Raw genomic sequence first — 4016 nt, 5'->3', positions numbered from 1 at the left:
CGTCAGGCAGCAGTTCTCGACGCCGGCGGTGAGGTCATCCAGGAGACCCGCCATTTCCAGGAAGGCGACGGCACCACCGCCGCGGGACGCCGGAAGGAAACGGCCGAGGACTACCGCTACTTCCCGGAACCGGATCTCGAGCCCGTCGCTCCGAGCGCCGAGTGGGTCGAAGAACTGCGCGGTACCTTGCCGGAGCTTCCCTGGATTCGCCGTGCGCGGATCCAGAAGGACTGGGGAATCTCCGACGAGGTCATGCGCGACCTCGTCAATGCCGGTGCCATCGATCTGGTGATCGCGACCACCGAGGCCGGTGCTTCGCCCGAGGCAGCGCGCTCCTGGTGGCTGTCCTACCTGTCACAGCAGGCGAACACCCGTGGCGTCGAACTCGGTGCTCTGCCGATCACCCCGGCGCAGGTTGCGCAGGTCGTAGCTCTCATCGACAGCGGCAAGCTCAATAACAAAGTGGCTCGCCAGGTCGTCGATCACGTCCTCGACGGCGAGGGTGACCCGGAGCAGGTTGTCGCGGCCCACCCGGAGTTGGTCGTCGAACGTGACGAAACCAAGCTCAAGGCGGCCGTCGACGAGGCACTCGCGGCCAACCCCGACATTGCGGACAAGATTCGCAGTGGCAAGGTGCAGGCCGCCGGAAAGATCGTCGGCGACGTCATGAAGGCCACTCGTGGACAGGCAGACGCGGCTCGTGTGAAGGAACTTGTCATCGAGGCGTGCAGCTAGCGCACACTGAATTTCTGACACTGATGCCCGGCCGAATCGAATTCGGCCGGGCATCAGTGTTTTTCGCTGTCGTTTTGCCGCTGTCGGTCTACAGACCAGGGACCACAACCGCGCGGCCGCTGAGCGTTCCGGCGGCCAGTCGTCGATACGCTTCGGCGCCGTTGTCGAGACTGAAGGTCTCCACCGCGATGTCGAAGATGCCGGCGTGCGCCAGGTCGATCAATTCGATCAGCTCGTTGCGGGCACCCCAGTACGGAACTGTCACCGAAGCCTCGTAAGGACTTTGGAAGAACCCGACTTTGGCATGGGCCTGCCCGTCGCCGATCCCGACGATCGTGACGTCCGATCCGACGCCGGCGACAGCCATCGCGGTGTCGATGGTGGGCTGATAGCCGACGAAGTCGAGAACCAGTGCGGCGCCCTGACTTCCGGTGATCCTGCGGACGTTCTCGGCCGCGTCCTTGTCGGACAGAACCACTTCGTGAGCGCCTACCTTGGTTGCCAGTTCGAGCTTGTCCGCGCTCACGTCGAGTGCGATGACGGTTGCTGCCGAGAGGTGGCGGAGGAGTTGGATGGCGACATGGCCGAGACCGCCGGTACCGATGACGACGGCGTACGAGCCACCGCGAAGTTTCGGCAGTGAACGCTTGATCGCGTGGTACGGCGTCAGACCGGCGTCGGTCAGCGGCACCGTCTTGACCGGATCGAGGTCGCCGATCGGGACGAGGTGGCGAGGTGAATCGACGATCATGAATTCGGCCAACGCGCCGGGTGCACCGAGACCAGGAGGATTGATGCCGAGTTCTTTTGCCCGAGAACAGTAGTTTTCGAGTCCTTGCGAGCAGTGCCAACAGCTGCCACAGCCCCAGGGGCCGTAGACGACGACATTGGTTCCGATGTCGAGTCCTTCGACGCCCTCGCCGACGGCGGCGACCCGGCCGGCGCCTTCGTGGCCGAGCGTGAGAGGAAGGCCGTAGGTGTACTGCTCTTCGGGCAGGCTCATGATGAAGTCGTCCGAGTGGCAGACGCCGGCAGCGGTGACTTCCAGGAGCACTTCACCTGGACCGGGCTCGGGTTTGGGAATCTCCGTGAGTTCGGGTTCTGCGCCGATTCTCGTGTACTGGATTGCCTTCATACCGACTCCTTTGTCGTGGTTGGCCAACCGGTCCTGGCAAATGCGTGGTGTTTAGCCCCGCTAACAAAAGAGTACGCATCTGTGCATGTTCGGTCACGGGATCCGTGACCGAACAGACATGGCGGCTCAGTCGATCCCGCCGCTGCCACTCGGCATCGGGATCTTGACCACCTTGTCGTCGTTCGGACCCGGCACGCCCGCGGTTTTGTTTATCGTGCTCGCCCACATCAAACCGTCGGATCCGAGTGCCAAACCGCCCAGCTGGCCGTACGTGTCTTTCGCCACTGCCGACGGCGCGGTCGTGACGGCACCTGTTCCTGGATCTGCGGCCAGCGCCGAGATCGCTTTGCCGGCCCCCAGCGCGACAGCTACCACTCCCTGCGCCGCGATGCACCCGCCGACTCCGGGTCGGTCGGGCCACGTCCACGCGGGGGATGTCACCGTGCCGTCGGCGCCGACGCGTTGGATGCGATCCTCGAGAGTGGTTCGGTCCGTGACCCACGTCGCGATTCCCGGATCGACGCACACGCCGCCGCCGTTTCCGATTCCGGACAGAACAACTTCCGGGCGAGGCGGCGCAGCGTTGGGTGTCAGCGATCGGACCCGCAAGAGTTTCCCCGCCAACGAGGCGGGATCCTGAGCAACCGCGGGGTTTCCGGTATCGCCTGTCAGAACCATGAGCTGGTCCGGGGCCGCGAACTCCAGTGACCCGCCGTTGCCGCTCGCGCCGCGCGGGATTCCACCGAGTACTTCCTTGGCGGTGTCACCCGGAGCGATGCGGACCACCCGGTTGTCCGTTCCGGTGGTGACGTAGGCATAGATCAGGTTGTCTTCGACAAACGTGGGGGAGAGTGCGATGTCGAGCAGGCCGCCGTCACCGCTGCCGTCGACGTCGATCTTGGCTACCTCGACCGGTGTCGTGTTGGGAGCTACCTGCATGATCCGGCCGGTCCGCCGTTCGGCGACCAGTCCGGAGTTCCCGTCCGGGAGTGTGACGAGCCCACCCGTGGTGTCGAGACAGGTTGCGATCACGGCGGTGTCGGCATCCTGACACGGTCCGAGGGGGCCGGTCCGCGGCGCCGGCGGCGTGGTCGACGGCGGCGGGTTCTCCGGCTGCACTTCCGCGCTGGCCTGGTTGGTCGGTTCGGGTGTGAACGGCGAGGCAGTCGATTCGTCGAAGTCGGCGCAACCTGCGAGCAACGATGTCCCGAGCACCAGCGCCAGTGCGCCCAGCGCTGCATGCCTACCCGTAGTCATGCCCAAGACGTTACGTAATGCACGGCAGATGCCGCCACGCCGGACCAAGGTTCCCCGTCGAGTTCGTGAATCGGTCATAGGCTCACCTACGTGACTGACGAGCGAAAAGATCCCAGCGAGTTGTCGGATGCGGACAAGCCGACGGGCAATGTGTCCAGTCCGTATGATTCGCCCACCGAACAATTTCCGACGGTGAGCGCCAAGAATCCGTTGCCGCGGACCGACGACGATCTCGATTTCGGTTCCACGAACGCCAACTCCCTGACCGAACAGATACCGACATACCGAGCACCTGGCGCGGATCAGCCGACCGTGGCTCTCGAGCGTGAGACGGCGTACGACGCTCCGATCGCCGCCGTCCCCACCGCCGAAGCCGTGGCAGGTACAACTGAGTCTCCGCGGGGCCGAGGCACTCTCGACCTCGGGTTGCTTGCACTGCGATTGGCCGTCGGTGGAACTGCGTTGGTGCACGGTCTGCAGAAGTTGACCGGTATCTGGAACGGGCCGGGGCTGAACGGGTTCGAGTCGATGCTGGCGGACGCCGGGTTCCAGCAGGCGAAGTGGATGGCGATACTCGGCGCCGTCGGTGAAGTCGCAGGTGGCGCCCTCCTGATCCTCGGGTTGCTGACTCCCGTTGCGGCAGCGTCGGTTCTGGCGGTGATGATCAATGCGTGGGCGCTGCGTCAGGCGAGCGCACCCGGCCTGGAGTACTTCGCCCCGGCCGGGACCGAGTACGAGATGCTGCTCGGAATCTGTGCGGGCGTCATCATTTTGACGGGACCAGGTCGTATTGCGCTCGACGGTCGTCGTGGCTGGGCAACTCGTCCGCTTATCGGATCGCTCGTGGTTTTGATCCTCGGTATCGCTGCCGGCGTCTGCACCTGGATCT

General features: G+C 64.7%; 4 protein-coding genes. 2 read left to right on the top strand and 2 right to left on the bottom strand.

What is annotated here, in order from left to right; genetic code table 11:
• Nucleotides 1-735 (top strand): Asp-tRNA(Asn)/Glu-tRNA(Gln) amidotransferase subunit GatB (locus ACYP01_RS25125; RefSeq protein WP_459682978.1); only part of this gene is annotated, 735 nt, incomplete at its 5' end.
• A gap of 88 nt (nucleotides 736-823) precedes the next feature.
• On the opposite strand, the gene ACYP01_RS25120 is transcribed toward ACYP01_RS25125, so the two are convergent.
• Together ACYP01_RS25120 and ACYP01_RS25115 are read right to left on the bottom strand one after the other, a co-directional pair.
• Nucleotides 824-1870 (bottom strand): NAD(P)-dependent alcohol dehydrogenase, encoded by a 1047-nt coding sequence (locus ACYP01_RS25120; protein WP_042447438.1) that lies wholly within the window; start codon nucleotides 1868-1870, stop codon nucleotides 824-826.
• Between the two features lie 126 nt (nucleotides 1871-1996).
• Nucleotides 1997-3127: a PQQ-dependent sugar dehydrogenase gene (locus ACYP01_RS25115; protein ID WP_459682976.1), complete on the bottom strand. Its 1131-nt coding sequence runs from the start codon at nucleotides 3125-3127 to the stop codon at nucleotides 1997-1999.
• Nucleotides 3128-3217: 90 nt separating this feature from the next.
• Between ACYP01_RS25115 and ACYP01_RS25110 the strand changes: the two genes are divergently transcribed.
• Nucleotides 3218-4016 (top strand): DoxX family protein (locus ACYP01_RS25110; protein ID WP_459682974.1); only part of this gene is annotated, 799 nt, incomplete at its 3' end.

Source organism: Rhodococcus sp. no. 34 (assembly GCF_054589475.1).
Note: the sequence above shows the minus strand (reverse complement) of the source record. Positions and strands in the feature narration are given on the sequence as shown.

Bases quoted from the DNA above. Each gene is read 5' to 3' on its own strand.
- ACYP01_RS25120 (WP_042447438.1), bottom strand. From the start codon at position 1,870: ATGAAGGCAATCCAGTACACGAGAATCGGCGCAGAACCCGAACTCACG.
- ACYP01_RS25115 (WP_459682976.1), bottom strand. From the start codon at position 3,127: ATGACTACGGGTAGGCATGCAGCGCTGGGCGCACTGGCGCTGGTGCTC.